General features: G+C 34.1%; 3 protein-coding genes and 1 pseudogene. 2 read left to right on the forward strand and 2 right to left on the reverse strand.

What is annotated here, in order from left to right; translation table 11 throughout:
• Window positions 1-252: 252 nt before the first annotated feature.
• Both FOT98_RS30635 and FOT98_RS30640 read left to right on the forward strand, forming a co-directional pair.
• Window positions 253-1,485 (forward strand): WXG100 family type VII secretion target, encoded by a 1,233-nt coding sequence (locus tag FOT98_RS30635; RefSeq protein WP_000107156.1) that lies wholly within the window; start codon window positions 253-255, stop codon window positions 1,483-1,485.
• Window positions 1,486-1,497: 12 nt separating this feature from the next.
• Window positions 1,498-1,950, forward strand: a complete 453-nt coding sequence (locus tag FOT98_RS30640; protein ID WP_000551585.1) for an SMI1/KNR4 family protein — start codon at window positions 1,498-1,500, stop codon at window positions 1,948-1,950.
• Between the two features lie 39 nt (window positions 1,951-1,989).
• Here FOT98_RS30640 and FOT98_RS30645 read toward each other — a convergent pair.
• Window positions 1,990-2,055, reverse strand: a pseudogene (locus FOT98_RS30645) (DUF4878 domain-containing protein); the annotation flags it as partial.
• 71 nt (window positions 2,056-2,126) lie between these two features.
• A partial coding sequence (locus FOT98_RS30650) for a Tn3 family transposase (RefSeq protein ID WP_061182311.1) occupies window positions 2,127-2,429 on the reverse strand: 303 nt, incomplete at its 5' end.

Genomic DNA, 2,429 nt, shown 5'->3' on the forward strand with positions numbered 1-2,429 from the left:
TGGTAAGACCCCATTTAGAAATTTTGAAATAATTAAGATTCCTTGTTAGCAATGAAAGAAATAAGTCTATGAAAAAATATAAAATAAAACATATTTATAACAGAAACAGCTCAAATTTCTCATTAGGAATTTGGGCTGTTTTTATGATGGGACATACTTTCGCCTTTTGGAACGGATATTTTCAAATGATAACCATTAACGAAAGAATGATATGTTATAATTTTCATAATATATATGCAAAGAAGGGATGGAATGAGCACACAAATTAAGGTAACACCGGAACAATTAGAACAAGCTGCTAAAACAGTAAGAAATACGAGATCATCATTAGAATATATACATAAAGATTTATACTCTCAAACTGAATATATAGCTTCTCAGTGGAGCGGAGCAAGCAGTGATCGTTTTTATCAGATGTTTAATGAAGCAAAGCCAATGATGTTTAACATCTTGCAAGAATTAGATAAAATAGCAGTAGAATTAGAACGTGCAGCTGTTAAATTCCGAGATGCAGATGAATTGTATGGTGGAAATTTAGCTGACCATGATATTCAAGAAGGTGCCATGTGTGGAAAACTCCCTCCAAAATCAGAAGAGTCATTTTTCAATAAAAAAGATTTAAATGCTGCATGGACTGGTATTTCTACTGGGTTTGTAGATGGTGCAGTGGATGCGTGGGAAGGACTGATATCCTTAGGTGATAAAGAAACCTGGCTGAATATGCAAGATGCAATTGTAAACTATAGGGAGACTATTCCTGCTGCATGGAACACCGTATCAGATACGTTTATGAATAAATTTTGGAATGGGGATCTGGAAAGTAGAGAGCATTATGTAGCTTATGGTATAGCAACGTTAGGGCTCGGGCTTCTGGGGGATAAGGGTCTTAGTAAAGCAGGACAAGTTGGGAAGGTAGCTGCTATTACAGGTTTTACTAAAGGAAAATCACTTGTAATTAATTCTCCGACATATAGAAATGCATTACATATATTAAACAATTATGAATTCAAAGCTGGAAATCATCTTTCATATGCGGGAGTCGGTAGTATTAAACAGTACTTGCAGAAAGCAGCTCCATATACTTATGAAGGTAAAAATGGTCCAAAGACAATTAGTTTAAGAATGGGTGAGTTAGCTGGAAATAAACATCCAGTTTCAGGTATACCATATGACTTAAATGGATTCCCTATTTTCGATGCTTTTGCTGAAGTAAAATTAAAAGAAGTTGACTTTAAAAAATCAAGACCTACTCATGATAGAATATGTAATAAGCTGTTATATGAACAGATATTAGAAGATCCAAAACTAGCAGCTAAATTTACAGCAGAAGAAATTGAATTATTTAAAAATGGTCAGAAACCCAAAACATATACATGGCATCACCATCAGGACACAGGAAGAATGCAGCTTGTAGACGCGAAATTACATAAGCAAACTGGTCACACGGGTGGGTATAACATCTGGGGGAAAGACGGAGAAAAATAGGGAGGTTTATTAATGCATAACATTGTATGGGTTGGTGTAAGTAATGAAAAAGTAACAGATCATGAAATCGAACAAGTAGAAAAATATTTTAACATTAAACTACCTAATGATTTTATTGAATGTGTGAAGAAATACGATGGAGGTTACCCACGTCCTAAAATATTTGATGTACCAGGACAAGATGAAAATGTATTCAATGATTTATTGACCTTCCATATAGAAGATGAGTATTCAATTGTAAAAAATTATGAAGATATAAAAGAAGAATTATTAGACAATATATATCCTTTCGCAAATGATCCTTTTGGGAATTTCTTATGCTTTGACTATCGTAATAATTCCGCATTACCAACAATCGTATTTTGGGACCATGAAGAAGAGGACATGGAAAAAGCAATATATCCTGTTTGCTCAACATTTACAGAATTGCTTGCTAGTCTACGTGATTTTGAAGAAGAAGATTGAGGGAACTAAAAAAACGGTCTAGAATTCTAGACCGTTTTTTTATGATTTACTAATTTTCCAACCATCATCCGTTTTCTCTAGTTCAATTACGATTACCTTATTAGGGGTCCCGTCAGGAAAATGCGGATTTACAACGCTAAGCCTATTTTCCTGACGATTCCCCCATTTTTACAACGTTAAGAAAGTTTTAATGGTCTTAAAGAATCTAACGAGACCACTTTCTCCGAATTAAAATGATATTCTCCTAGTAGATTAATATGTTCCCAACCTAGAGGCGACATATGGTGTAATAATTCTTCATTAAAACTACCAGACTGTTTTTGATATTCAACTGCTTTAGTTAGATGTAAGGTATTCCAAATACTAATAGCATTGATGATTATGTTTAAAGCACTGGCTCTTTGCAATTGATGTTGTATAGTCCGTTCCCTAAGCTCACCTTGTTTTCCGAAGAAAATAGCTCTTGCTAATCCGTTCAT

The organism is Bacillus sp. HY001 (assembly GCF_007558965.1).
GTDB lineage: Bacteria > Bacillota > Bacilli > Bacillales > Bacillaceae_G > Bacillus_A > Bacillus_A mobilis.

Coding starts and splice junctions, on each gene's coding strand:
- FOT98_RS30635 (WP_000107156.1), top strand. CDS start 253: ATGAGCACACAAATTAAGGTAACACCGGAACAATTAGAACAAGCTGCT.
- FOT98_RS30640 (WP_000551585.1), top strand. CDS start 1,498: ATGCATAACATTGTATGGGTTGGTGTAAGTAATGAAAAAGTAACAGAT.